Below are 21661 nucleotides of genomic sequence, written 5' to 3' on the forward strand. Positions count from 1 at the left end.
GAGAACCGCGCGATGAGCACCCGTACCGGCACCCCGCTCGTCGAGATGCGCGACATCTCGATCTCGTTCGGCGGCATCCGCGCCGTCGACCGCGTCAGCGTCGACCTCTATCCCGGCGAGGTGGTCGGCGTGCTCGGCCACAACGGCGCCGGCAAGTCGACGCTGATCAAGATCCTGTCGGGCGCCTACCGCTCCGACACCGGCGAGATCTTCGTCGGCGGCCAGAAGGCCGACATCGGCACGCCGCGCGATGCCAAGCGCTACGGCATCGAGACGATCTACCAGACGCTGGCGCTCGCCGACAACGTCGACGCCGCCGCCAACCTCTTCCTCGGCCGCGAGCTGCTCACCGCCTGGGGAACCCTCGACGACGTCGCCATGGAGGCGGCGACGCGCGAGGTGATGGGCCGCCTCAACCCGAACTTCCGCAAGTTCAAGGAGCCGGTGCGCTCGCTCTCCGGCGGCCAGCGGCAGTCGGTGGCGATCGCCCGCGCCATCCACTTCAACGCCAAGATCCTGATCATGGACGAGCCGACGGCGGCGCTCGGGCCGCAGGAGACGGCGCAGGTCGGCGAGCTCATCAAGCAGCTGAAGGCCGAGGGCATCGGCATCTTCCTGATCAGCCACGACCTGCACGACGTCTTCGACCTCGCCGACCGGGTGTTCGTCATGAAGAACGGCAAGCTCGTCGGCTCGGCCCTGACGAGCGACGTCACCCAGGACGAGGTCCTCGGCATGATCATCCTCGGCAAGTGCCCGCCCGGCGCCATCCGCGGACCGGGGGCGCTGACGGACGCCGAGATCGCGGCGTAAGCGGGGGGGGCAAACCATTTCTGAACTGTCGGCCGGCGAAAGGCGTCAGTTTGAGAAGAGCCGATACGCGCTCGAGCGGGCGGTGACGACCAGTCTCCGTTCGCGCGCTCGCGCCGCTGGCTGGAAAACCATCAACAACAACATTTTCCGTGAACGCGGCGAGTGGTTCCTTCACTCTACCTGGCTCGTCAGTAAAGATGATGAGTCGACCGTCTTATGGTTTAACGCCAAGCCTATGGAACTCGACCATATCTTTTGGGATATCGTAGGGTTGCCAGAAACAAGAACCTGAAGAAATCTCTGCGAGTCAACGGCGCATGGACGACGCATCCACCGGCGCTTTTCGAAGATAAAATCGCCGATAGCGGCCTCAGCGTGGACGAGATAGCTGAACGCATACTCTTTTGGTCCGATCGATCACTCGAACTCTCTTTGGATCATGCGATCCTCGAAAATCTTGTAACGCAAATCGAGAACAACATTCACTGGCAGCAGCGAAAATCATACTCGGACGCGCACATTTGCGCCTACGTTCTCACAGCGCAACTGGGCGAGGCACGGCAGCTCGCACAATTTTGCGCCTTGCACGGCCAGCCGGTCGACTACGTCGTTGGTGACAAAAACTTCGGTGCGATGGCTCTTGACTGGCTCGACGCACGGATCCCACGACGCGATCCATGGAAGCGGGCGACCGACGCAGTGCGAAGGTTCTTCATGCGCCCCGGCGATCCGCTGAAGCGGTAGTGTCGTGCTCCATAGAGAAAACATCCCACGGGAGGCCGCTCGCGGACCCCCGCCGTGCCCGTCGCCGCCTACGCCCCCTCCCCCAGCCGCGCGAACCAGTCCTCGATCGGCTCCGGGGCGGCGACGAGGTAGCCCTGCAGGCGGTCGACGCCGGCGTTGCGCAGGAAATCGGCGTCGGACTGCGAGGCCACCATCTCGGCCACCAGCGTCAGCTTCATCGCCTTCGCCACGTCGACGGTCGCCCGCACGATCGCCTGGTTGATGCGGTCGTCGGCGACGCCACTGACGAAGGAGCCATCGAGCTTCACCATGTCGACCTCGAGCAGGCGCAGGTAGTCGAACGAGCTCATGCCCTTGCCGAAGTCGTCCAGCGCGATGCGGCCGCCGAGCTGGCGCACGCCGGAGACGAAGCTGCGCGCCACCGGCAGGTCGAGGATCGCCGCGCTCTCGGTGATCTCGAAGACGATCCGGCCCATGTCGATGCCGTTCTCGATCGCCGTCGCCCGCACGTGCTCGAAGAAGTCGCGGTCCGACAGCGTCGAGCCGGCGACGTTGATGTGGATGTCGAGGCCGTGCGCCGCGGCGCCGCGGCCAAGGCGGGCGAGCGCCTCGAAGGTGCCGCGCACCACCGCCCGGTCGAGCCGCCGGACGAGGCCGTGGCGCTCGGCGGCCGGCAGGAACACCCCCGGCATCATCACCCGCCCGCCGCGATCGCGCAGTCGCGCCAGGATCTCGATGCCAGTGAACGCGCCGCCTTCCGCGGAGACGACGGGCTGGCAATAGAGCTGCACGGCCCGCTCGGTGAGCGCCCGGTTGATCTCGGTGAGCACGGCGAACTGGGCGCGCGCGCCGCCCGGGTCGTCGCCCGAGCGGAACACCTCGATGCGGCCGCCGCCGCGCGTCTTCGCCTCGTAGAGGGCGATCTCGGCATCGGCCATGACGTCGAAGGCGGTGGAGGCGGCGACGCGGTCGATCACTACCAGCCCCACCGAAAGGCCGATCGGATGCGACCGCTCGCCCCAGACGAAGCCGAGATCGCCGACGCGGCGAACGAGATTCGCCGCCGATGTCTCGCCGTCCTCGAGGCGGCAGTTCTGCAGGATGACGGCGAACTCGTCGCCGCCGACGCGGGCGACGATGTCGCTCGCCCGCACCGATTCGGTGAGCGTGCGGGCGAGGTCGCGCAACAGCTGGTCGCCGGCGATGTGGCCGGAGGTGTCGTTGACGATCTTGAACTTGTCGACGTCGAGGAACATCAGGCAGCTCGTTACGCCGCGCAGCCGCGCCGCCTCCACCGTCCGTCCGACCTCGCGCTCGAGGGAAAAGCGGTTGAGGAGACCGGTGAGGACGTCGTGATTGCCGCGCCACTCGAGCTCGGCGACCATCCGCTCGCGCTCGCCGACGTCGCGCAGCGTCAGCACCGCGCCGTCGGGATGGCCGTCGGCGGCGCCGATCGGCTGGGCGACGAACTCGACGACGGTGCGCCGCCCGGCGCGGCCGGTCAGCACCGCCGGCATCTCGGAGCGGATCTCGCCGCCGGCCCTGACCGCCTCGATGGCGAGGTTGGGCAGGCGCGGCCGCGCCGGGTCGAGGGACAGCGTCACCACCTCGTCCAGGGAGCGGCCGACCGCCTCCTCGCGCGGCCACTCGGTCATCGCTGCCGCCGCCGGGTTGAGGAACTCGACGAGACCGCGCGGGTCGACCTTGACCAGGCCCTCGTTCAGCGCCGACAGCATCTCGACGGCGATCTCGCGCTCGCGCTCGGCGCGGGCGAGCCCGCGCTGCAGGCCGGTGACGTCGTGGAAGGCGACGACGACGCCGTCGGTCGCCCCGTCGCCGGCGACATAGGGTGTCAGGCGCGCCTCGAAGGTGCTCTCGCCGGTGACGAAGGGCACCACCAGGCTCTCGCCGGAGGCGATCACCTCGGTGAGGCGCTGGACGACCTCCGAGCGCAGCGGCGTCCGCCAACGGATCGCCGACAGCGGGTCGCCCTCGCGCAGCACCGCCGTCGCGCACAGCCGCTCGAGCTCCGGCGTGAAGCGGCGAACGCGGAGGTCCCGCCCGAGCACCAGCGCCGGCACGGCGATGCCGCGCTGCATCGCCTCGAGTTCGTCGCCGCGCACCTGCAGCCGCGCCACCCGGGCAGCGAGTTCGTCGCCGAGGGCGCGGAGTTCGGCGCGGCTCGAGCGCAGCTCCGCGGCCTCCGCCGCGAGCTCCTCGATGTCCGCGGACGGGGCGTCACCGTGCGCTGGCGCCGGGGCGACGGCCTCGGCCGGCGTCCGCTCGACGCCGGCCAGCACGAGGAGGCCGCCCTCCTGCATCTCCGGAAAGGGGTGGACGACGAGCCGCGGCCCGTCATTGGCGGGGTCGGCCGGCACCGTCAGCGCGACCACCGTCGGCTCGCCGCTCCGCCGCGTCCGCGCCATCGCCCGCCGCAGCGGCCCGGCGAGGTGGGGGCGCACCATGTTGGTGACAAGCAGGCTCGCCGGTCCGGGCTGCAGCTCGGTCAGCGGGCCGGTGTCGCCGAGCGTGAACCGGACGTGGCCGTCCGGATCGACCGCGAACGCCGCCGCCACCGCAAGCGTCGCGCACTTCTCGACGACGAGGCGGCGCAGCGCGTCTGCCGCGGCATCGACCCCAGGCAGGCCGGCCGTGTCCGACACCCGCCCGGGTCCGCTCGGCCGATAGAGCCGGCGGTCCAGAACGTCCGACGTGAAGCGGTCGGGCGAGCCCATGCCGTCTTCGGCGCGCGTCAGCAGAACGCCTTCGCCGCGCAAGGCGTAGTGGAAGGCGCCGATCGCCCGCTCGCGGGCGTCCGGGGGCAGCGCCGCGAGCCGCATCCGGCAGACGATGACGTCGATCCGGGCGAACGGCGCATCACGGGCGACGTCGTGGACGGAGAAGGTCATCCGGTCGCGGATCGCCGCGCGCACCCGGTGGCCGCTCGGCTCGGAGGCGAAATAGCTGCCGAGGAGCCCCGGCGGCAGCGCCGCCACCGCGTCGGCACCATAGAGGCCGATGCGGGCGTGGCCGATCGCGTCGGGGTCGCCGTCGGTGGCGAAGATCTGCAGGAGTGTCTGGCCGCGGGAGGCGCGCCGCGCCTCCTCGCAGACCATGGCGACGGCATAGGCCTCGCTGCCGGCGCCGCACCCGACCACCCACACGCGCACCGGCTCGCCACCGGCGCGCCGCCGGATCAGCGCCTCCACATGCCGGCGCAGCGCCTCGAGCCCGGGGGCGTCGTCGAAGATGGTGCCGCCTGCCGACGCAACACCGGCAGGACCGATGGTTGAGAGCGTGTCACGCCGAACCTCCGGCACATCCGCCTCCGGCACGCCCGTCCCCCCGAAATCGTTCATTCCAGGTCCCTAGCCCGCGTTCATCCTTCGCACGCTCGCCGCCGTGTCGGCAACGGCCGCCTCGCCGCCCAGCGGGTGGGCGCGGCGGTGCACGTCGATCAGCCGGTCGGCATCGACGGCGGTGTAGAGCTGGGTCGTCGACAGGCTGGCGTGGCCGAGCAGTTCCTGGATGGTCCGCAGGTCGCCGCCGGCCGACAGGAGATGCGTCGCGAACGAATGGCGCAGCGCGTGCGGGGTGGCCGTGTCCGGCAGCCCGAGGGCGCCGCGCAGCCGCGCGAGCGAGCGCTGCACGATCCGCGGCGACAGCGGCCCGCCACGGGCGCCACGAAACAGCGGCTCGCCGGCGCCCGGCCGGAACGGCAGCCGGTGGCGGTAGTCGTCGAGGCTCGCGCGTACCGCCGGCAGGAGCGGTACGAGCCGCACCTTGCCGCCCTTGCCGGTGACGCGCAGCACCGAGGTGTCGCCGGCGACGTCGGTCGCGGTGATCGCCAACGCCTCGCCGATGCGCAGGCCGGCGCCGTAGAGCAGCATCGCCACGGCGGCGTCGCGGGCGGCGATCCACGGCTCGGCGGCGTCCTCGCCGGCCTCCTCGGTGACGCGGCGGGCGTCGACGACCGACAGCGGGCGCGGCAGCGACGGCTTAAGGCGCGGCGCCTGCACGGCGCGGATCGGCGCGGCGTTGAGGCCATGCTCGCGCTCGAGATAGCCGGCGAAGGAGCGCAGCGCCGCGAGCTGGCGGGCGATGGTGCGCGAACCGGCGCCGTCCGCCCGCCGGCGCGCGAGGAAGGCGCGCACGTCCGCCGTCCTCAGACCCGCATGGTCCGCGAGATCCGGGGCACCGCCGAGATGGCCGGCGAGGAAGGAGAGCCACTGCCGGGCATCGCGGTCGTAGGCCTCCAGCGTGCGCGCGGCGAGGCGGCGCTCGACGCGCAGGCGCGTCAGCCAGGCGACGACAGCGGCGGCGAGCGCCGGGGCGGCGATGCGGAGGGGGTCGGGGGCGTCGGTCATGGCGCGTCCGTCAGGGCGGGGGCAAAGCGTGCCCCGCGGGCCAGGGACGCACCCTGGCAGGCAGCGGTTAACGAGCCGCTGCGCTGACCTCAGTCCTCGCGGTCGCGCTCAGGTGGCCGGCCGTCCTCGTCGTCGGCACCGTCGAGCTCCACGACCGGGATCGCGTAGGAGCCGGCGAGCCAGCGGTGCAGGTCGACGTCGGCGCAGCGCTTCGAGCAGAACGGCTTGTAGGCCTCGACGCGCGGGGCCGAGCAGATCGCGCACGGGCGGGCCCGCGGCGTGCCGGGCGGCGGCAGCGGGCTCATCCGGCCGCGACACCGGGCGTCGAGGCCGGCTCGGCGGCCGCGAGCGGCTCGCTGCGGGCCTCGGCGGCGGCGGCGATCGGGTCGACCGACCAGCGCTCCAGCACCGGGAAGCCGTCGCCGACGAGCAGCGCCACGGTCTCGTGCAGCGGCAGCCCGACGACGGCGCTGTAGGAGCCGGCGAGCGAGGCGACGAACGTCGCGGCGAGGCCCTGGACGGCGTAGCCACCCGCCTTGCCGCGCCACTCGCCGGAGGCGATGTAGGCGCCCGTCTCGACGGCCGACAGGCGCTTGAAGCGCACCCGCGTCTCAACGGTGCGCTCGCGCAGCTTGCCGCCGGGGGTGATCAGCGCGACGGCGGTGGTGACGGTGTGGGAGCGGCCGGAGAGCAGCGCCAGGCAGCGCTCGGCCTCGTCCTGCGTCTCCGCCTTCGGCAGCACGCGGCGGCCGACCGAGACGACGGTGTCGGCGGCGAGGATGAAGGCCCGGGTGCGCGCCTCCTGGGCGGCGAAGCGCCGGGCCGCGACCTCGGCCTTGCCGCGGGCGAGCCGCTCCGCGAGCTGGCGGGGCTGTTCGCGCGACTGCGGCGTCTCGTCGATCTCGGCCGGGAACAGGTGATCGGGCACGAGGCCGACCTGCTCGAGCAGAGCGAGGCGCCGCGGCGAACCGGACGCGAGGACGAGGACGGCGGGCTCGCGCATGCTGGCTCCAGGATGATGGCTGCGGAGGGGGGCCGGCACCGCGGGCGGCGCGGGCCGGCTCAGGCCCCGCCGACGGTCACTTGAAGCGGTAGGTGATCCGCCCCTTGGCGAGATCGTACGGCGTCATTTCGACGAGCACCTTGTCGCCCGCGAGCACGCGGATGCGGTTCTTGCGCATCCGGCCCGCCGTGTGGGCGATGATCTCGTGGTCGTTCTCGAGCTTGACGCGAAACGTCGCGTTCGGGAGGAGTTCGGTCACCATGCCCGGGAACTCCAGGACTTCTTCCTTCGCCATGCGCACCCTTGCACTGCTGTCCGCTACCGCGCCGGCAGGCGCGCCCCGCAGGGTCGTTCGGACGATATGTCGTTAGACGACAGAACGGGCTAAGCGCGGCGCCGCGGGGCGGCGCCGCGCCGAGCGCCGCGGATTGCGATCTCCGCTACCACGTTCCGCGCCCGGCGGAAAGCTTTCAGGCGCACGGATGCGGCAGCGAGCGCGATAGCATGCCCGATCGACGCTTCCTCAGCCGTCGTTCTCCGCATTGAGCTCTTCGGGCCGGAGGCTGCCGGCCTGCGGCCGCAACCTCACCCCAGGGGCACCGCCGCCGAGCAGCTCGACGCCGGCCTCCTCCAGCACCCGGGCGACGGCCGCGAGGTCGAGGTCCACCGGCGACGGGCCGTCGTGCGCCTCGAAGCGGGCGATGTCCTCTTCCGGGACGCCGGCCGCCGCCGCGAGATCCGCGATCTCCCAGCGCAACATTGCGCGCGCCGCCCGCACCTGCACACCCGTCAGCACATCATCCTCCCAGCCGCCGGCCTGCCGGCAAAGCCCCCGGTGTTCCGCTCCGATCGTGTCACCGGCGGGGTGCCACGGCAACCTTCGGGCATCCCGCTGGTCTTTCAACGCCCCGGTCGCCATGCCATATCAGCCAGCACGGGGCACGAGACGGAGAGTGGCGATGACGGCTGCGATCGTGGGCTGGGCGCACAGCCCGTTCGGACGGCAAGACGGCGAGACCGTCGAAAGCCTCATCGTCGGCGTCGCCCGCGGCGCGCTGGCCCACGCCGGCATCGCCGCCGCCGACGTCGACGAGATCTTCCTCGGCCACTTCAACGCCGGCTTCTCCGCCCAGGACTTCACCGCCTCGCTGGTGCTGCAGGCCGACCCCGGCTTGCGCTTCAAGCGGGCGACGCGCGTCGAGAACGCCTGCGCCACCGGCTCCGCCGCCGTCCACCAGGGGGTGCGGGCGATCGCCGCCGGCGCGGCCCGCGTCGTGCTCGTCGTCGGCGTCGAGAAGATGACCGACACCCCCGGCCCGCAGATCGGCCAGAACCTCCTGCGCGCGTCCTACCTTGCCGAGGAGGGCGACATCCCGGCCGGGTTCGCCGGCGTCTTCGGCCGCATCACAGAGGCCTACTTCCAGCGCTACGGCGACCAGTCCGACGCGCTCGCCGCGATCGCCGCCAAGAACCACCGGCACGGCGTCGCCGACCCGTTCGCGCAGATGCGCAAGGACCTCGGCTACGAGTTCTGCCGCACCGAGAGCGAGAAGAACCCGCGCGTCGCCGGGCCGCTGAAGCGCACCGACTGCTCGCTCGTCTCAGACGGCGCCGCCGCGATCGTGCTCACCGACATGCCGACGGCGCTCGGCATGGAGCGGGCGGTGGCGATCCGCGCCGCCTCCCACGTGCAGGACTTCCTGCCGATGTCGCGCCGCGACATCGTCCGCTTCGAGGGCTGCGGCGAGGCGTGGTCGCGGGCGCTCACCGAGGCGCGGCTGACCCTCGACGACCTCGACCTCGTCGAGACGCACGACTGCTTCACCATCGCCGAGTTGATCGAATACGAGGCGATGGGCCTCGCCGCCCCCGGCCGCGGCGCCGACGTCATCCGCGACGGCCACAGCGCCATCGGCGGCCGTCTGCCGGTCAACCCCTCGGGCGGCCTGAAGTCGAAGGGCCACCCGATCGGCGCCACCGGCGTGTCGATGCACGCGCTCTGCGCCATGCAGCTCACCGGCCAGGCCGGCGACATGCAGGTGAAGGACGCCGAGCTCGCCGGCCTGTTCAACATGGGAGGCGCCGCGGTGGCGAACTACGTGTCGATCCTGCAGGCGGTGCGATAGGCGCTCGCCTTCCCGACGCCGTCATGCCCCGCTTCACGGGCCATACAAGCCACGGAAACGGCTAGCGTTTTTCTGGCATGGATCGCCCGGTCGAGCCGGGCGATGACGGATTGGATTTGTCCGTCGGGTCCGAACCCATCCCGCCGCAAGATGCGCCGCACCAGCCGACCCTCAGGCGTCGACCAGCCTCAGCGAGCGCTTCTTGTCGAGCACGGCCAGCACCCGCTCGAGATCGGGCCCGCGCTTCAGGATCATGCCGCCGGCGGCGACGACCGAGTAGGCGCCCTGCCGCCGGGCGAGCCGCATGTCCTTGACGATGCGGAACAGCGGCATCTCGCTGGCGCGCCGGAAGATCGAGAACACCGCCTCGTCGCGCTGGAAGTCGATGGCGTAGTCGCGCCATTCGCCCTCCGCGACCTTGCGGCCGTAGACCTTGAGGATGCTGGAAAGCTCCCGGCGATCGAAGCTCGTCACCGGGGTGGCCTGCGGCTGGCACGCCGCTTGGCTACCCGTGTGCGGCCCCACGGCCGTCGTTGCCTGCGCCGTCCTGGGTGCCGGTCCGCGTGGCGCGGCGATCGACACGACCGCCGCGCTTGCGCGGCTTTCCGGACTGGCTTCCGCGTCGTCCAAAACGCGCCTCCCGTCGTCATCCCGCCGTCATAGTCGGGGCGGGAGCGGCGGCTGGCAAGCCCGTTTGTGGCGGGCGCGTTTGCGGGAGGGGCCGTTCGCGACGGCCCGGTCTTCGAAGCGCCGGCTCAGTCGAACAGGCTCGACACCGACTTCTCAAGCGCCGTCCGGCTGATCGCCTCGCCGATCAGCGGCGCGATCGACAGGACCCGGATGTTGCGCCCCTTGCGCACCGATTCGGTCGGCTGGATCGAATCGGTGATGACGAGCTCCTTCAGCATCGAGCCCTCGACGCGGGCGACCGCCCCACCCGACAGGACGCCGTGGGTGATGTAGGCGGTGACGCTCTTCGCGCCCTGGGCGAGCAGCGCCTCGGCGGCGTTGCAGAGCGTGCCGCCCGAATCGATGATGTCGTCGAAGAGGATGCAGTTGCGGTCCTCGACGTCGCCGATGATGTTCATCACCTCGCTCTCGCCGGGCCGCTCGCGCCGCTTGTCGACGATGGCGAGCGGCGCGTCGATGCGCTTCGCCAGCGCCCGCGCCCGCACCACGCCGCCGACGTCCGGGGAGACGACGACCAGGTCGTTCGCCGCGTAGCGCTCCTTGATGTCGCGCATCATCACCGGCACGGCGTAGAGATTGTCCGTCGGGATGTCGAAGAAGCCCTGGATCTGGCCGGCGTGCAGGTCGAGCGTCAGCACCCGGTCGGCGCCGGCGCGGGTGATCAGGTTCGCCACGAGCTTCGCCGAGATCGGCGTGCGCGGGCCGGGCTTCCGGTCCTGGCGGGCGTAGCCGAAATAGGGCACCACCGCCGTCACCCGGCGCGCCGAGGCGCGGCGGAGCGCGTCGGTGATGATCAGCAGTTCCATCAGGTGGTCGTTCGCCGGGAAGCTCGTCGACTGCAGGATGAAGACGTCCTCGCCGCGGACGTTCTCCTGGATCTCGACGAAGATCTCCTGGTCGGCGAAGCGCCGCACCATGCACTTCGACAGCGGGATGTCGAGATAGCCGGCGACCGCCTCGGCGAGCACGCGGTTGGAATTCCCTGACACGAGCTTCATGCCGGCGATCGTCCTCCAGGGAAGGGTCGTGCAGAGCCGGCATAGGCGCCGGCGGGAAGGTCGCGGTCTCTCTAGCAACCCTCCCCCGCGCCGACAACCGCGCGGACGCCGCAATCCTTCGCCGGCTCAGACGCTGCCGGAGGCGAGCCAGGCCTTCAGGGCGGCCACCGTGCGCTCCGCCACCACTTCCAGCGTCTCGTCGGTGATGCCCGACCACGGGTCGCCCGACGTGCCGCCCGAGGGCTCTTGGCCTGCGATCCGGTGCAGCCGCCGGCCGGAGGCATCGTAGACGTCGTAGATGTAGGAGAGCGTCGTCGCGGTCGGATTGCCGACCACGGTCAGGTAGCCCTTGACGCGGAACGTCGCAGGGGCGCCGACGCGGCGCACGAGGTTGAGGCCCTCGCGGCCGGCGGCGTCGGCGATGCGGCGCGTCAGCTCGTCCGCGGCATTGCCCGGCACGCCGGTGAACGGCTCGAAGGCGAAGCTCGCGGTGCCCACGGCCGACGGCCCGATCGGCGCGGTGGTGCCGGCCACCGTGGGTGTCGGGGCGAGGTCGCTCACCGCATCGCCACCACTGCAGCCGGCGGCGACGAACGCCGCCGCCACCAGGGGCGCCACGATCCGCACCATCCGACCCGTCCATCCCGTCATGCCGCGATCCACCATCCGCGCGCCTGCCTCCCAGTCCGCTCGCAAGGCGCCGACCCTACCGGCATGCGCCGCAAAGATAAAGGAAGCGCGGGCCCGCTTCGCTACCGGCCCCTCACGCCGCGATCGGCAGGTCGAGGGGCAGCGTCGACAGTGGCTCCGGGTCGGCGTCGGTGGTGAGATAGGTGCGGCCGAGCGTCATCGCCGCGCCGGCCTCGCTGTCGAACAGGATCATGTGGGCGAACAGCACCATGTTCGGCACGATCGCCGTCTTGTTGCCACGGTAGAACATCGGCGTGTCCATCCACGACGGCGCGAAGCGGGCGCCGAGCGAGTAGCCGCAGGCGTTCAGCCGGTGCGCCTGCAGCTCGCGGCCGTCCATCACGGTGGCGTGGGCGTCGAAGACGTCGCCGAACGTATTGCCGGGCCGCATCGCCGCCTCCACCGCCCCGAGCGCCTCGCGTTCGGCGGAGTAGAGCGCGAGGTGGCGCGAGGTGGGCGTGCCGACGATCACCGTGCGCATGAGGGCCGCGTGGTAGTGGCGGAAGGTGCCGGCGAACTCGAGCGTCAGTTGGTCCTGCGGATCGAGGGCGCGCCGGCCCGCCTTGTGGCGGCAGAGCAGAGCATCGGGGCCGGAGCCGATGATGAACTCGTTGCCCGGATACTCCCCGCCCGCCTCGAACACCGCGCCCTGCAGGACGGCGAGGATGCGGCCCTCGTCGGCGCCGGCGTGGATCTCGGGCAGTGCCTTTTCCCAGGCGAGGTCGGCGATGCGGGCCGCCTCGCGGACGATGGCGATCTCGGCCGGGCTCTTCACCATGCGCAGCGACGGCACCAGGTCGGAGGCGTCGACGAGGGTGGCGAACGACTTCAGCCCGTCGTCGATCTTGCGGCCGTGGGCGGCCGTCAGGCCGTGGGTGTCGTATTCGATGCCGATGCGGGTGCCGAGGAGCTCGAGCTCGAACAGCGTCTCCTTCAGCTGGCCGCTCGGATCGGCCTCGCCACGGTCGACCCAGACGCGGATGTCCTCGACGATCGAGGTGTGCTGCGCCTGGCGGAGATCCGGGGCGCGCGTCACCAGGGTGAAGCGGCCGGTCTTCGTCAGCACCATCGCCTGGAAGAAGCAGAACCCGAACGTGTCGTAGCCGGTGAGCCAGTACATGCTCTCCTGGGCGAACATCAGGAGCGCATCGAGCTTGCGCGCCTCCATCGCCTCCAGCGTGGCGGCGAGGCGGTCGTCGTACTCGCGTCGGTCGAAGTGCAGCGCCATGCGCGTCCGTCCTGGTGACTGGAATGAAGGGGTCGGCTGGGGGCCGGGGGTCAGACCGCCGGCCGGCAGCCGCCGACCGGGCCGAAGAAGAACACCCAGGTGCCGAAATCGTCCCCGAAATCTTCGAAGCGATGCTCCTCGAAGGCGGCGACGAACAGGAAGTCGCCGGGCGCGAACGGCACCCGCTCGCCGTTCCTGAGAAACGTGCCGGAGCCGGTGGCGACGATGTAGACCTCGTCGCGGTCGTGCGGCTCCTGGAGGTCCGCACCGCGCGGCGCATAGAACTCGACGCTGAGGTCACCGCGGGCGAACAGCTCGTCAAAGGGCAGCGGCAGCGCCGCGATGCGGGCCGCGGCGTCGTGGGCAGCGATGCGGGTGGTGTCGTCGGCCGTCATGGCGCGACTATGAGATCGCCCGCCGCCGCTGTCCATCGTGGCCTGGTCACTGGAAGGCGACCTCGGAGAACGAGCGCAGCTTGCGGCTGTGGAGCTGCTCGAGGCCGAGGGCCCTGAGCTTCTCCATCGCGAGGATGCCGATCTTCAGGTGCTGGTCGACCTGGCTGCGGTAGAAGGCGTCGGCCATGCCGGGCAGCTTCAGCATGCCGTGCAGCGGCTTGTCGGAGACGCAGAGCAGCGTGCCGTAGGGGACGCGGAAGCGCAGGCCGTTGGCGGCGATGGTGGCGCTCTCCATGTCGAGGGCGACCGCCCGGCTCTGGCTGAGGCGCTGCACCGGCTCGCGGTGGTCGCGCAGCTCCCAGTTGCGGTTGTCGATGGTGGCGACGGTGCCGGTGCGCAGGATGCTCTTGCGCTCCCACCCCGACAGGCCGGTGACCTCGCCGACCGCCTGCTCGAGGGCGATCTGCACCTCGGCCAGCGGCGGGATCGGGATCCACGGCGGCACGTCCTCGTCGAGCACGTGGTCCCAGCGCACGTAGCCGTGGGCGAGCACGTAGTCGCCGAGCTTCTGGGTGTTGCGGAGCCCGGCGCAGTGGCCGAGCATGAGCCAGGCGAGCGGGCGCAGCACCGCCACGTGGTCGGTCGCCGTCTTGGCGTTCGACGGCCCGACGCCGATGTTGACCATCGAGATGCCGGACGCGTCCGGGCGGACGAGATGATAGCCCGGCATCTGCGGCAGCCGCGGCGGCGTCTCCCCCGAGGCGCCGCCGCCGTGGCGGATGTTGCGGGTGACGCGGTGGCCAGGCTCGACGAAGGCGTCGTAGTCGCTGTCCGGGTCGGCCATCTCGGCGAGGCCGTAGGCGATGAACTCGTCGATGTAGAACTGGTAGTTGGTGAAGATGACGTAGTTCTGGAAATGCTCCGGGCTCGTGCCGGTGTAGTGGCGCAGCCGGTGCAGCGAGTAGTCGACGCGCGGCGCCGTGAACAGCGACAGCGGCTGTGGCTCGCCGGGCGCACCGACCCAGGTGCCGTTGACGATCGAATCGTCCATCTGCGCGAGGTCCGGCACGTCGAACCAGTCGCGGATCGAGCGGATCTGCTCGGCGTCGAGGACGCCCTCGATGTGGATGCCGTCGGCATAGGCGAAGTGGACGGGGATCGGCGTGTCGCCGATGCCGACCTCGACCGGCCGGCCATGGTTGCGGATCAGCTGGCCGATCTGCTCCTCGAGATAACCGCGGAAGAGGTCGGGCCGCGTCACCGTCGTGGAATAGGTGCCCGGCGCGCTGACGAAGCCGTAGGAGAGGCGGGTGTCGACGCGCGCATAGCTCTCGGTGGTCAGGGACACCGTCGGATAATAGGCGCGCACCCGCTCGGCCGGCGGACGGCCGGCGGCGAAGTGGCGGAAGTGCTCACGCAGGTAACCCGTCTCCGCCTCGTAGAGGGCGCGCACGTGGGCCACGGCGGCAGCGGCATCGCTGAAGCTGCGGGTCTGCGGCGGGTCGGGGCGGGTCAGCACGGGGCGGTCCTCGGTCGGGCGGGACGCACAGGATAGGCGCATGCGGGTGTCGGCGCGATGGCGCCGTCACCGCTCATCCCGGCTGGCCGAGCAGCCCTCCCGCCGCAGCGAGGGCCTCCGGCGTGTCGACGTCGATCGCCGCCGCCTCGCCGAGTTCCACCTCGACGACCGCCTCCGGCACACCGGCGATGATCTGCCGCCCGCCGGTGTCGCCGGTGATCGCAGAAAGTTCCGGGAAGAACCGCCGCGACCACAGCACCGGATTGCCGCGCTTGCCGCCGGCGGTCGCCATCACGACGAGGGCGCCTGCGGCCGGGTCGTAGGCGCCGACCACCCGGTCGATCGCCCGGGCGTCGATGCCCGGCATGTCGGCGAGCACGACCACCGCCGCCTCGACGTCCTCCGGCAGCGACGCCAGGCCCGTGCGCAAGGACGTCGACAGCCCCTCGGCGAAGTCGGGGTTGTGGACCACCGTCACGTCGAGGCCCGTCAGCGCCGCCGCGACGTCGGCGGCGGCGTGGCCGGTGACAACAACGACCGGCGTCGCCCGGCTCGCCACCGCGGCTTGCGCCGCCCCCCGCACCAGCGGCACGCCGCCGATGGTGGCGAGTTGCTTCACCGGCCCGCCCATGCGGCTGCCGCGCCCGGCTGCCAGCACGACGGCGCCGACACGGCGGGCGGGCGCGGCCACCTCCGGCACCGGGCCGGCGCGCGGCTGCGGCCGCGAGACGATCTCCATCAGGAGCCCGCCGACGCCGAGGCCGGTGATGTCGTCGGCCGTCACCGTCAGGCCGGCGAGCAGGCGCTGCAGCACCCAGTCGAAGCCGTTCTCCTTCGGCGAGCGGGCGCAGCCGGGCGCCCCCACGACCGGAATGTCGCCGAGGGCGCCGACGAGCAGCAGGTTGCCCGGATCGACCGGCATGCCGAAGTGGTGCACTTCGCCGCCCGCCGCCTCGACACCGGCCGGGATGACGTCGCCGCGGTCGACCACGGCGGAAGCGCCGAAAACCACCAGCATATCGGCACCGTCGGCCGCGAGCTGTCGCAGCGCGACGGCGACGGCCTCGGCGTCATGCGGCACGCGCACGTCGGCGGCGATCGTCGCGCCGGCCGGCGCGAGCCGTTCTGCCAGCACCTTGAGCGTCTTGTCGACCACGGATGGCTTGAGGCTCGGCAGCAGCGTCGAGACGACGCCGACGCGGGCCGGGCGGAAGGCCGCGAGGCGCACCGGCGGCCGGTCGGCGAGCACCGCCATCGCCGCAGCGACGGCCGCCTCCGGCACGGCGAACGGAATGATCTTCACGGTCGCCACCATCCGCCCCGCCTCGACGGCGGCAAAGCGCGGCAGCGTCGCCAGCGTGATGCCGGGATCGATGCGGTTGAAGGCGTCCACCGCCCCGCCGTCGACGACGAGCACGCCGGCCGCCTCGGCATAGAGGTTGGAGCGGCCGGTGAAGGCCTCCTCGACGCGCACGCCGTCTCCCGCCACCGCCTCGGCGAGCCGGCCGGCGGCAGCGTCCTCGTGGATATCGTCGATATCGAGGGCGGCGACGATGACCTCGGCGACACCCGCCGCCGCGAGCCGCGCCACGTCGGCGGCGCCGAGCCGCGTGCCCTTGCGCAGCGTCCGCTCGCCGGCCTTCACCGAGTGGGCGAGGATCGTGCCGGCGGCGCCCGCCGTCGCCACCGGACCGAATTTCATGCCGCGGCGCTCCGCGCCTCGCGGGCCGGCCGGCGCAGCGCCGCGATGGTCTCGGCGAGCACGGCGACGGCGATTTCCTCAGGGCTCGCCGCGCCGATAGCGAGGCCGATCGGGGCGTGGATGCGTCCGAGCGCCGCCTCGTCGACGCCGGCGGCGAGAAGCCGCTCGACGCGCTTGGCGTGCGTCTTCCGGCTGCCGAGGGCGCCGACATAGAAGCAGCCGGCGGCCAGTGCCGCCGTGACCGCCGGGTCGTCGATCTTCGGGTCGTGGGTCAGCGCCGCGAGCCCCGTCCACGGGTCGAAGGCGAGCTCGTCCATCACGTCCTGCGGCCACGACGCCAGAAGCTGAACGCCCGGAAAGCGATCCGGCGAGGCAAACGCCGTGCGCGGGTCGACGATGACGACGTCGAGCCCGGCGATCTTCGCCATCGGCGCGAGCGCCTGCGAGATGTGGACGGCTCCGCAGACGACGAGGCGCGGCGGCGGCAAATGGACAGTGAGGAAGGCAGAAGCGCCATCGGCCAACGTCGCGAGGCCGGACTGGCCGGATCGCAGCCGCTTGCCGATCTCCTCGCCGAACGGGTCGGCGGCGAGGTCGTCGCCCGGCCGCACCAGCCGCGCCGCGCCGTTGCCGAGGTCGGTCAGCAGCACGACGGCGCGCCGGGCACGGCGCTCGGCGTTCATCTCCGCGAGCAGGGCGGCGTCCATGGGGGAGTCCCTTTCCGCCGGCTCAGGCGAGCTTTTCGACGTAGACGCGGATGCGCCCGCCGCACGACAGCCCGACCCGCCAGGCCGTCTCGTCGGCGACGCCGAACTCCAGCATGCGCGGCTTGCCGTCGGAGATCACCTCGATCGCCTCGCCGACCACCGCGCCCTCGACGCAGCCGCCGGAGACCGAGCCCTCGAAATTGCCCTCGCCGTCGACGACGAGGTGCGAGCCGACCGGCCGCGGCGCCGAGCCCCAGGTCTCGACCACGGTGGCGATGGCGACGTCGCGGCCGCCCTTGCGCCAGGTTTCCGCGACATCGAGAACGTCGACGCCACCGATCGCTGCGTGCTCGCCCATCGCCGCATCTCCTGCCTGCCGCCGGCACGCGGGCCGGCGCTTCCGATATAGCGACGGCGGCGGCAGGCGAGAAGGGCGGCGCGACAAGGCGGCGCGAGAACGGCAGCGACCCCCGTCTCCTTGCTTCTCGCCGCCGGACGGATCGCGATATGGTGGGCGGAGGCCGATTCGCGCCACGGCGGCGCCGCGCGGCAACCGCCCGACCTGCAATCACGGGAGTTCGCGGCCGATGGGGCGCGGCGACGGACAATCCGGAGCTTCGGAGACCGCGCGGCCGCGCCGAGCCGGCGTGTCGGCGCGCCTGCGCGCCCGCCTCTCCCTCGCCGCCTCGAGTGCCCTCGCCGGCCTGCCCACCACCCTTGCCCCCACGCCAAGCCTCGCCGAAGCCTTCGGGCCGGTCGAGGCGACGCTCGGCAGTGCCCTCGTCGGTGCCCTCGCCTTCGCCGCCCTCGTCACCGTGGCCCTCGCCCGCACCCGCGCCCGCGCCGCCGATCGCATCCGCCGGGCCGAGGATGCCGCCCGCGACGCCGCCCGCCGTGCCGACCGCGCCGAGACGCTGCTCGCCGGCGACGAGGAGCGGCTGCTCGTGCTGCGCACCGGCGAGGCGCCGCGCACCGTCGGCTACCTGCCGCCGGAAACCGGTGTGCCAACCGACGCGCCCGGCCTCGCCGCCCTCGACGGCTGGCTCGCGCCCGAGTCCGCCGCAGCCCTTGCCGCCCATCTCGACCGCCTCTCCGCCACCGGCGAGCGCTTCCGCCTGGCGCTGACGACGAGCGCCGGGGCGCCGCTGGAGGCGAGCGGGCGCGCCGCCGGCACGAGCCGCCTGGTTCGCCTCCGTGAGCTCGGAGAGGAACACCGACGCCTAGCCGAAGCCGAAGCCGCCCGGCTCCGCGCCGAGCGCGAATCGGCGGCGCTGAAGGCCTTGGTGGCCCGGCTGCCGCACCCGTTCTGGCTGCGCGACGCCGACGGCCGCATCGTCTGGCACAACGACGCCTACGCCCGCGCCGTCGAGGTCCCCGAGGGCGCCCTCGCCGCCAGCGGCGAGGCCCCGGAGTTGCTCGACACCGCCGACCGGGCGGCCCTCGCCGCGGCCCTGGCCGAGCGCACCGTCGTGGCGCGCCGCGTCGCCGTCGTCGCGGCCGGCGAGCGGCGCATCCTCGACGTCGTCGCCGCCGCCTCCGAGGAGGGCTCCGGCGGCGTCGGCGTCGACGTCACCGAGCTCGAGCTCGCCGACGCGGCCCTGAAGCGCACGCTCGACTACCACACCCGCACCCTCGACCAGCTCGCCACGGCGGTCGCGATCTTCGGGCCGGACCGCCGCCTCACCTTCTACAACGCCGCCTACCAGTCGCTCTGGGGCCTCGACATGGCGCTGCTGGAGAGCCGGCCGGAAGACGGCGCCCTCCTCGACGCGCTGCGCTCGGCGCGGATGCTGCCCGAACAGGCCGACTTCCGCGCCTGGAAGCGCGAGGTGCTGTCGTCCTACCAGTCGGTGGAGGCGCAGGAGCACTGGTGGCACCTGCCGGACGGCCAGACGCTGCGGGTGCTCGCGAGCCCGCATCCGCAGGGCGGCGTCACCTACGTCTACGAGAACGTCACCGAGCGGCTCGATCTCGAGAGCCGCTACAACGCCCTCATCCGCGTGCAGGGCGAGACGCTCGACCACCTCGCCGAGGGTGTCGCCGTGTTCGGCTCCGACGGCCGGCTCAGGCTGTGGAACCCCGCCTTCGCCTCCGTCTGGGACGTCGACATCGCCCTCCTCGCCGAACGGCCGCACATCGGCGTCTTCGCCCGCCGCACGGCGGCGCCGGGAGCGGCCGCCCGCCGCGCCTGGGAGGAGATCGCCGCCGCCGTCACCGGCCTCGCCGAGGGCCGCCCACGCGCCGTCGGCCGCTGCGAGCGCGCCGGCGAGGTCGTCATCGACTATGCCACCGTGCCGCTGCCGGACGGCGCGACGCTCGCAACCTTCGTCGACGTCACGGATTCGGTGAAGGTCGAGCGGGCGCTGATCGAGCGCAACGACGCCCTCGTCGCCGCCGACCGCATCAAGGACGCCTTCATCCAGCACGTCTCCTACGAGCTGCGCTCGCCGCTGACGACGGTGATCGGCTTCACGCAGCTCCTGGCGGACACGCGCACCGGGCCGCTCACCGACAAGCAGCGCGAATACACCGACTACGTGCTGTCGTCGGCAGGCGCCCTGCTCGCCATCATCAACGACATCCTCGACCTCGCCACCATCGACGCCGGCGCGATGGAGCTCGAGCTCGCCGAGGTCGACGTCGCCGCCACCATCGCCGCCGCCGTCGAGGGCGTGCAGGACCGCCTGCGCGAGGCGCGCCTCGAGCTCTCCACCAAGGTGCCCGACGACGTCGGCACCTTCGTCGGCGACGAGAAGCGGGTGCGGCAGGTGCTGTTCAACCTCTTGTCCAACGCCATCGCCCATTCCGATCCGGGCGGGCGCGTCGAGATCGCCTGCGCGCGGGAGGCGGAGGGCGTGCGGATCGCCGTCAGCGACCGCGGCCGCGGCATCCCGACGGAACTGATCGACCAGGTATTCGACCGCTTCGTCGCCCGCCCGACCGGCGCGAGCCGCCACGGCGCCGGCCTCGGGCTGTCGATCGTCAAGAGCTTCGTCGCGCTTCACGGGGGAACGGTGGCGATCGATTCGAAGGAAGGCGCGGGAACGACGGTGATCTGCCGCTTCCCGTCACGGCCCGGCGAGACCGCGGCCCGCGACCCGCTGCCGCCGAGGCGGGCGGTAACGTCGTGAACGCGGGCGTGGAGCGCATCGCACCGCGCGTCTGGTCGCTGCCGCTGCCCGACGAGGCGGCGACCATCCGCCTCGCCGAGGACATCGCCGTGGCGCTGGCGCCGGGCGACGTGGTGCGCCTCGAGGGCGATCTCGGCGCCGGCAAGACGACGCTGGCGCGGGCGCTGCTGCGCGCGCTCGCCGACGACCCGGCGCTCGAGGTGCCGAGCCCGACCTTCACGCTGGTACAGACCTATGCCGCCGGCCGCCTGACAGTCGCCCACGCCGACCTCTATCGCCTGACCGATCCGGCGGAGATCGACGAGCTCGGCCTCGACGAGGCGCGGACGGCCGGCGTCGTCCTCGTCGAGTGGCCCGAGCGCGGCGGCGACGCTTTCGCCGACGCCGACATCACGCTCGCCCTCGATCTCGGCGACCGGCCGGAGAGCCGTACGGCGACGCTGACCGCCTCCGGCCCCGCCGGCGAGCGCCTCGCTCGCTCGCTCGCCATCCGCGACTTCCTCGACGGCGCCGGCTGGACGGGTGTCGCCCGCCGCTTCCTGCAGGGCGATGCCTCCAGCCGCAGCTACGAGCGCGTCGCCGCGGAGGATGGTCGCCGCGGCGTGCTGATGAACGCGCCCGCGCGCCCCGACGGCCCGCCGGTGCGCGACGGCAAGCCCTACAGCCGCATCGCCCACCTCGCCGAGGACGTCCGCCCGTTCGTCGCCATGGCGGTGGCACTCGCCGACCGCGGCCTGTCGGCGCCGCGCATCCACGCGAGCGACCTCGCCCACGGCCTGCTGCTGACGGAAGACCTCGGCCACGAGGTCGTGGCGCCGGGCGGAACGCCCGACCCAGAGCGCTACGGCGTCGCCGTCGACCTGCTCGCCGCCTTCCACGCCGAGCCGCCGCCGCAGCCGGTGGTGCTGTCCGACGGCACCGTCTACGCACCGCCTCCCTATGACGCCGGCGCGCTCGCGATCGAGGTGGAGCTGCTGCTCGACTGGTACCTGCCGCACGCGGCCGGCGCCGGCGCGGCCGCCACGCCCGAGCAGGCTGCGGATTTCGTGACGCTCTGGCAGGCGGCCTTCGACCGGCTGGAGACGTCGGAGCAGCACTGGGCGATGCGCGACTACCACTCCCCCAACCTGATGTGGCTGCCGGAGCGGGCCGGCGTCGGCCGCATCGGCCTCCTCGATTTTCAGGACGCACTCCTGGGGCCGACCGCCTACGACGTCGCCTCGCTCGCCCAGGACGCCCGCGTCACCGTTTCCCCGGATCTCGAGGAGATGCTGGTGGAGCGCTACGTGTTCGGCCGGCGGGCGACCGACCCCGGCTTCGACGAGGAGCGCTTCCGCGCCGACTACGCGACGCTCGCCGCCCAGCGCGCCACCAAGATCCTCGGCATCTTCGCCCGCCTCGACCGGCGGGACGGCAAGCCGCACTATCTCGCCCACCTGCCGCGAGTGAAGGACTATCTGTCGCGGTCGCTCCGCCATCCGGTTCTGTCCGACCTCCGGCTCTGGTATGAGACCGCCGGCGTCCTCGCTCCCGAGGGCGGGTGACCAT

21 protein-coding genes are annotated in these 21661 nt (G+C 72.4%); 6 read left to right on the forward strand and 15 right to left on the reverse strand.

Annotation, left to right across the window (positions count from 1 at the left end; translation table 11 throughout):
• Window positions 1-12: 12 nt before the first annotated feature.
• The 3 genes from RUR49_RS22115 to RUR49_RS22125 all read left to right on the forward strand — a co-directional run bounded on the left by RUR49_RS22115 (window position 13) and on the right by RUR49_RS22125 (window position 1557).
• Window positions 13-813, forward strand: a complete 801-nt coding sequence (locus tag RUR49_RS22115; RefSeq protein ID WP_409148605.1) for an ATP-binding cassette domain-containing protein — start codon at window positions 13-15, stop codon at window positions 811-813.
• Window positions 814-895: 82 nt separating this feature from the next.
• Window positions 896-1105, forward strand: coding sequence for a hypothetical protein (locus RUR49_RS22120; protein WP_409148606.1), 210 nt, complete (start codon window positions 896-898; stop codon window positions 1103-1105).
• Window positions 1069-1557: a hypothetical protein gene (locus RUR49_RS22125; protein ID WP_409148607.1), complete on the forward strand. Its 489-nt coding sequence runs from the start codon at window positions 1069-1071 to the stop codon at window positions 1555-1557. The genes RUR49_RS22120 and RUR49_RS22125 overlap by 37 nt, the downstream gene beginning before the upstream one ends.
• Window positions 1558-1625: 68 nt before the next feature.
• Here the strand turns inward: RUR49_RS22125 and RUR49_RS22130 are convergent, their stop codons facing one another.
• The 6 genes from RUR49_RS22130 to RUR49_RS22155 form a co-directional block, all read right to left on the reverse strand.
• Window positions 1626-4916, reverse strand: coding sequence for an EAL domain-containing protein (locus RUR49_RS22130; protein WP_409148608.1), 3291 nt, complete (start codon window positions 4914-4916; stop codon window positions 1626-1628).
• Between the two features lie 9 nt (window positions 4917-4925).
• Entirely contained in the window at window positions 4926-5924 is a 999-nt protein-coding gene (locus RUR49_RS22135) for a tyrosine recombinase XerC (RefSeq protein WP_409148609.1), read from the reverse strand.
• An 89-nt stretch (window positions 5925-6013) separates the two neighbouring features.
• Complete coding sequence (locus tag RUR49_RS22140; RefSeq protein ID WP_409148610.1) at window positions 6014-6229, reverse strand: DNA gyrase inhibitor YacG; 216 nt, start codon at window positions 6227-6229, stop codon at window positions 6014-6016.
• Window positions 6226-6927, reverse strand: a complete 702-nt coding sequence (locus RUR49_RS22145) for a Maf family nucleotide pyrophosphatase (RefSeq protein WP_409148611.1) — start codon at window positions 6925-6927, stop codon at window positions 6226-6228. The genes RUR49_RS22140 and RUR49_RS22145 overlap by 4 nt, the downstream gene beginning before the upstream one ends.
• A 76-nt stretch (window positions 6928-7003) precedes the next feature.
• On the reverse strand, window positions 7004-7222 hold the full coding sequence (gene infA / locus RUR49_RS22150; protein ID WP_409148612.1) for a translation initiation factor IF-1: 219 nt from the start codon (window positions 7220-7222) through the stop codon (window positions 7004-7006).
• A gap of 228 nt (window positions 7223-7450) precedes the next feature.
• Window positions 7451-7846: a hypothetical protein gene (locus RUR49_RS22155; protein WP_409148613.1), complete on the reverse strand. Its 396-nt coding sequence runs from the start codon at window positions 7844-7846 to the stop codon at window positions 7451-7453.
• Between the two features lie 40 nt (window positions 7847-7886).
• Between RUR49_RS22155 and RUR49_RS22160 the strand changes: the two genes are divergently transcribed.
• The gene (locus RUR49_RS22160; RefSeq protein ID WP_409148614.1) at window positions 7887-9053 is read left to right on the forward strand and encodes an acetyl-CoA acetyltransferase; all 1167 of its coding nucleotides are present in this window, start codon (window positions 7887-7889) and stop codon (window positions 9051-9053) included.
• Between the two features lie 171 nt (window positions 9054-9224).
• On the opposite strand, the gene RUR49_RS22165 is transcribed toward RUR49_RS22160, so the two are convergent.
• From RUR49_RS22165 to RUR49_RS22205, 9 genes are all read right to left on the reverse strand, one after another.
• Window positions 9225-9578, reverse strand: a complete 354-nt coding sequence (locus RUR49_RS22165) for a DUF2794 domain-containing protein (RefSeq protein WP_409148615.1) — start codon at window positions 9576-9578, stop codon at window positions 9225-9227.
• 230 nt (window positions 9579-9808) lie between these two features.
• On the reverse strand, window positions 9809-10741 hold the full coding sequence (locus tag RUR49_RS22170; RefSeq protein WP_409148616.1) for a ribose-phosphate pyrophosphokinase: 933 nt from the start codon (window positions 10739-10741) through the stop codon (window positions 9809-9811).
• Between the two features lie 126 nt (window positions 10742-10867).
• Window positions 10868-11392, reverse strand: a complete 525-nt coding sequence (locus RUR49_RS22175; RefSeq protein WP_409148617.1) for a hypothetical protein — start codon at window positions 11390-11392, stop codon at window positions 10868-10870.
• Between the two features lie 112 nt (window positions 11393-11504).
• Window positions 11505-12659 carry a M24 family metallopeptidase gene (locus RUR49_RS22180; RefSeq protein WP_409148618.1) on the reverse strand — a complete coding sequence of 385 codons (1155 nt, stop codon included), beginning with the start codon at window positions 12657-12659 and terminating at the stop codon, window positions 11505-11507.
• 50 nt (window positions 12660-12709) lie between these two features.
• On the reverse strand, window positions 12710-13054 hold the full coding sequence (locus tag RUR49_RS22185) for a cupin domain-containing protein (protein ID WP_409148619.1): 345 nt from the start codon (window positions 13052-13054) through the stop codon (window positions 12710-12712).
• 46 nt (window positions 13055-13100) lie between these two features.
• Window positions 13101-14615, reverse strand: a complete 1515-nt coding sequence (locus tag RUR49_RS22190; protein WP_409148620.1) for an AMP nucleosidase — start codon at window positions 14613-14615, stop codon at window positions 13101-13103.
• A 31-nt stretch (window positions 14616-14646) separates the two neighbouring features.
• Window positions 14647-16275: an NTP transferase domain-containing protein gene (locus RUR49_RS22195; protein ID WP_409148621.1), complete on the reverse strand. Its 1629-nt coding sequence runs from the start codon at window positions 16273-16275 to the stop codon at window positions 14647-14649.
• Window positions 16272-16982 (reverse strand): XdhC family protein, encoded by a 711-nt coding sequence (locus RUR49_RS22200; RefSeq protein ID WP_409148622.1) that lies wholly within the window; start codon window positions 16980-16982, stop codon window positions 16272-16274. The genes RUR49_RS22195 and RUR49_RS22200 overlap by 4 nt, the downstream gene beginning before the upstream one ends.
• 22 nt (window positions 16983-17004) lie before the next feature.
• Window positions 17005-17340 carry an XdhC family protein gene (locus RUR49_RS22205; RefSeq protein WP_409148623.1) on the reverse strand — a complete coding sequence of 112 codons (336 nt, stop codon included), beginning with the start codon at window positions 17338-17340 and terminating at the stop codon, window positions 17005-17007.
• A 289-nt stretch (window positions 17341-17629) separates the two neighbouring features.
• Here RUR49_RS22205 and RUR49_RS22210 point away from each other — a divergent pair, with 289 nt between their 5' ends.
• Together RUR49_RS22210 and tsaE are read left to right on the forward strand one after the other, a co-directional pair.
• The gene (locus RUR49_RS22210; protein WP_409148624.1) at window positions 17630-20113 is read left to right on the forward strand and encodes an ATP-binding protein; all 2484 of its coding nucleotides are present in this window, start codon (window positions 17630-17632) and stop codon (window positions 20111-20113) included.
• Window positions 20110-21657, forward strand: coding sequence for a tRNA (adenosine(37)-N6)-threonylcarbamoyltransferase complex ATPase subunit type 1 TsaE (gene tsaE / locus RUR49_RS22215; protein WP_409148625.1), 1548 nt, complete (start codon window positions 20110-20112; stop codon window positions 21655-21657). Before RUR49_RS22210 ends, tsaE begins: the two co-directional genes overlap by 4 nt.
• Window positions 21658-21661 lie beyond the last annotated feature (4 nt).

Origin of the sequence: Pseudoxanthobacter sp. M-2, from assembly GCF_046156265.1 — a bacterium.
Classification (GTDB): Bacteria; Pseudomonadota; Alphaproteobacteria; order Rhizobiales; family Segnochrobactraceae; genus CAMDHY01.

Coding starts and splice junctions, on each gene's coding strand:
- RUR49_RS22115 (WP_409148605.1), top strand. CDS start 13: ATGAGCACCCGTACCGGCACCCCGCTCGTCGAGATGCGCGACATCTCG.
- RUR49_RS22130 (WP_409148608.1), bottom strand. CDS start 4,916: ATGAACGATTTCGGGGGGACGGGCGTGCCGGAGGCGGATGTGCCGGAG.
- RUR49_RS22135 (WP_409148609.1), bottom strand. CDS start 5,924: ATGACCGACGCCCCCGACCCCCTCCGCATCGCCGCCCCGGCGCTCGCC.
- RUR49_RS22140 (WP_409148610.1), bottom strand. CDS start 6,229: ATGAGCCCGCTGCCGCCGCCCGGCACGCCGCGGGCCCGCCCGTGCGCG.
- RUR49_RS22145 (WP_409148611.1), bottom strand. CDS start 6,927: ATGCGCGAGCCCGCCGTCCTCGTCCTCGCGTCCGGTTCGCCGCGGCGC.
- infA (WP_409148612.1), bottom strand. CDS start 7,222: ATGGCGAAGGAAGAAGTCCTGGAGTTCCCGGGCATGGTGACCGAACTC.
- RUR49_RS22155 (WP_409148613.1), bottom strand. CDS start 7,846: ATGGCGACCGGGGCGTTGAAAGACCAGCGGGATGCCCGAAGGTTGCCG.
- RUR49_RS22160 (WP_409148614.1), top strand. CDS start 7,887: ATGACGGCTGCGATCGTGGGCTGGGCGCACAGCCCGTTCGGACGGCAA.
- RUR49_RS22170 (WP_409148616.1), bottom strand. CDS start 10,741: ATGAAGCTCGTGTCAGGGAATTCCAACCGCGTGCTCGCCGAGGCGGTC.
- RUR49_RS22175 (WP_409148617.1), bottom strand. CDS start 11,392: ATGACGGGATGGACGGGTCGGATGGTGCGGATCGTGGCGCCCCTGGTG.
- RUR49_RS22180 (WP_409148618.1), bottom strand. CDS start 12,659: ATGGCGCTGCACTTCGACCGACGCGAGTACGACGACCGCCTCGCCGCC.
- RUR49_RS22185 (WP_409148619.1), bottom strand. CDS start 13,054: ATGACGGCCGACGACACCACCCGCATCGCTGCCCACGACGCCGCGGCC.
- RUR49_RS22190 (WP_409148620.1), bottom strand. CDS start 14,615: ATGCGCCTATCCTGTGCGTCCCGCCCGACCGAGGACCGCCCCGTGCTG.
- RUR49_RS22195 (WP_409148621.1), bottom strand. CDS start 16,275: ATGAAATTCGGTCCGGTGGCGACGGCGGGCGCCGCCGGCACGATCCTC.
- RUR49_RS22200 (WP_409148622.1), bottom strand. CDS start 16,982: ATGGACGCCGCCCTGCTCGCGGAGATGAACGCCGAGCGCCGTGCCCGG.
- RUR49_RS22205 (WP_409148623.1), bottom strand. CDS start 17,340: ATGGGCGAGCACGCAGCGATCGGTGGCGTCGACGTTCTCGATGTCGCG.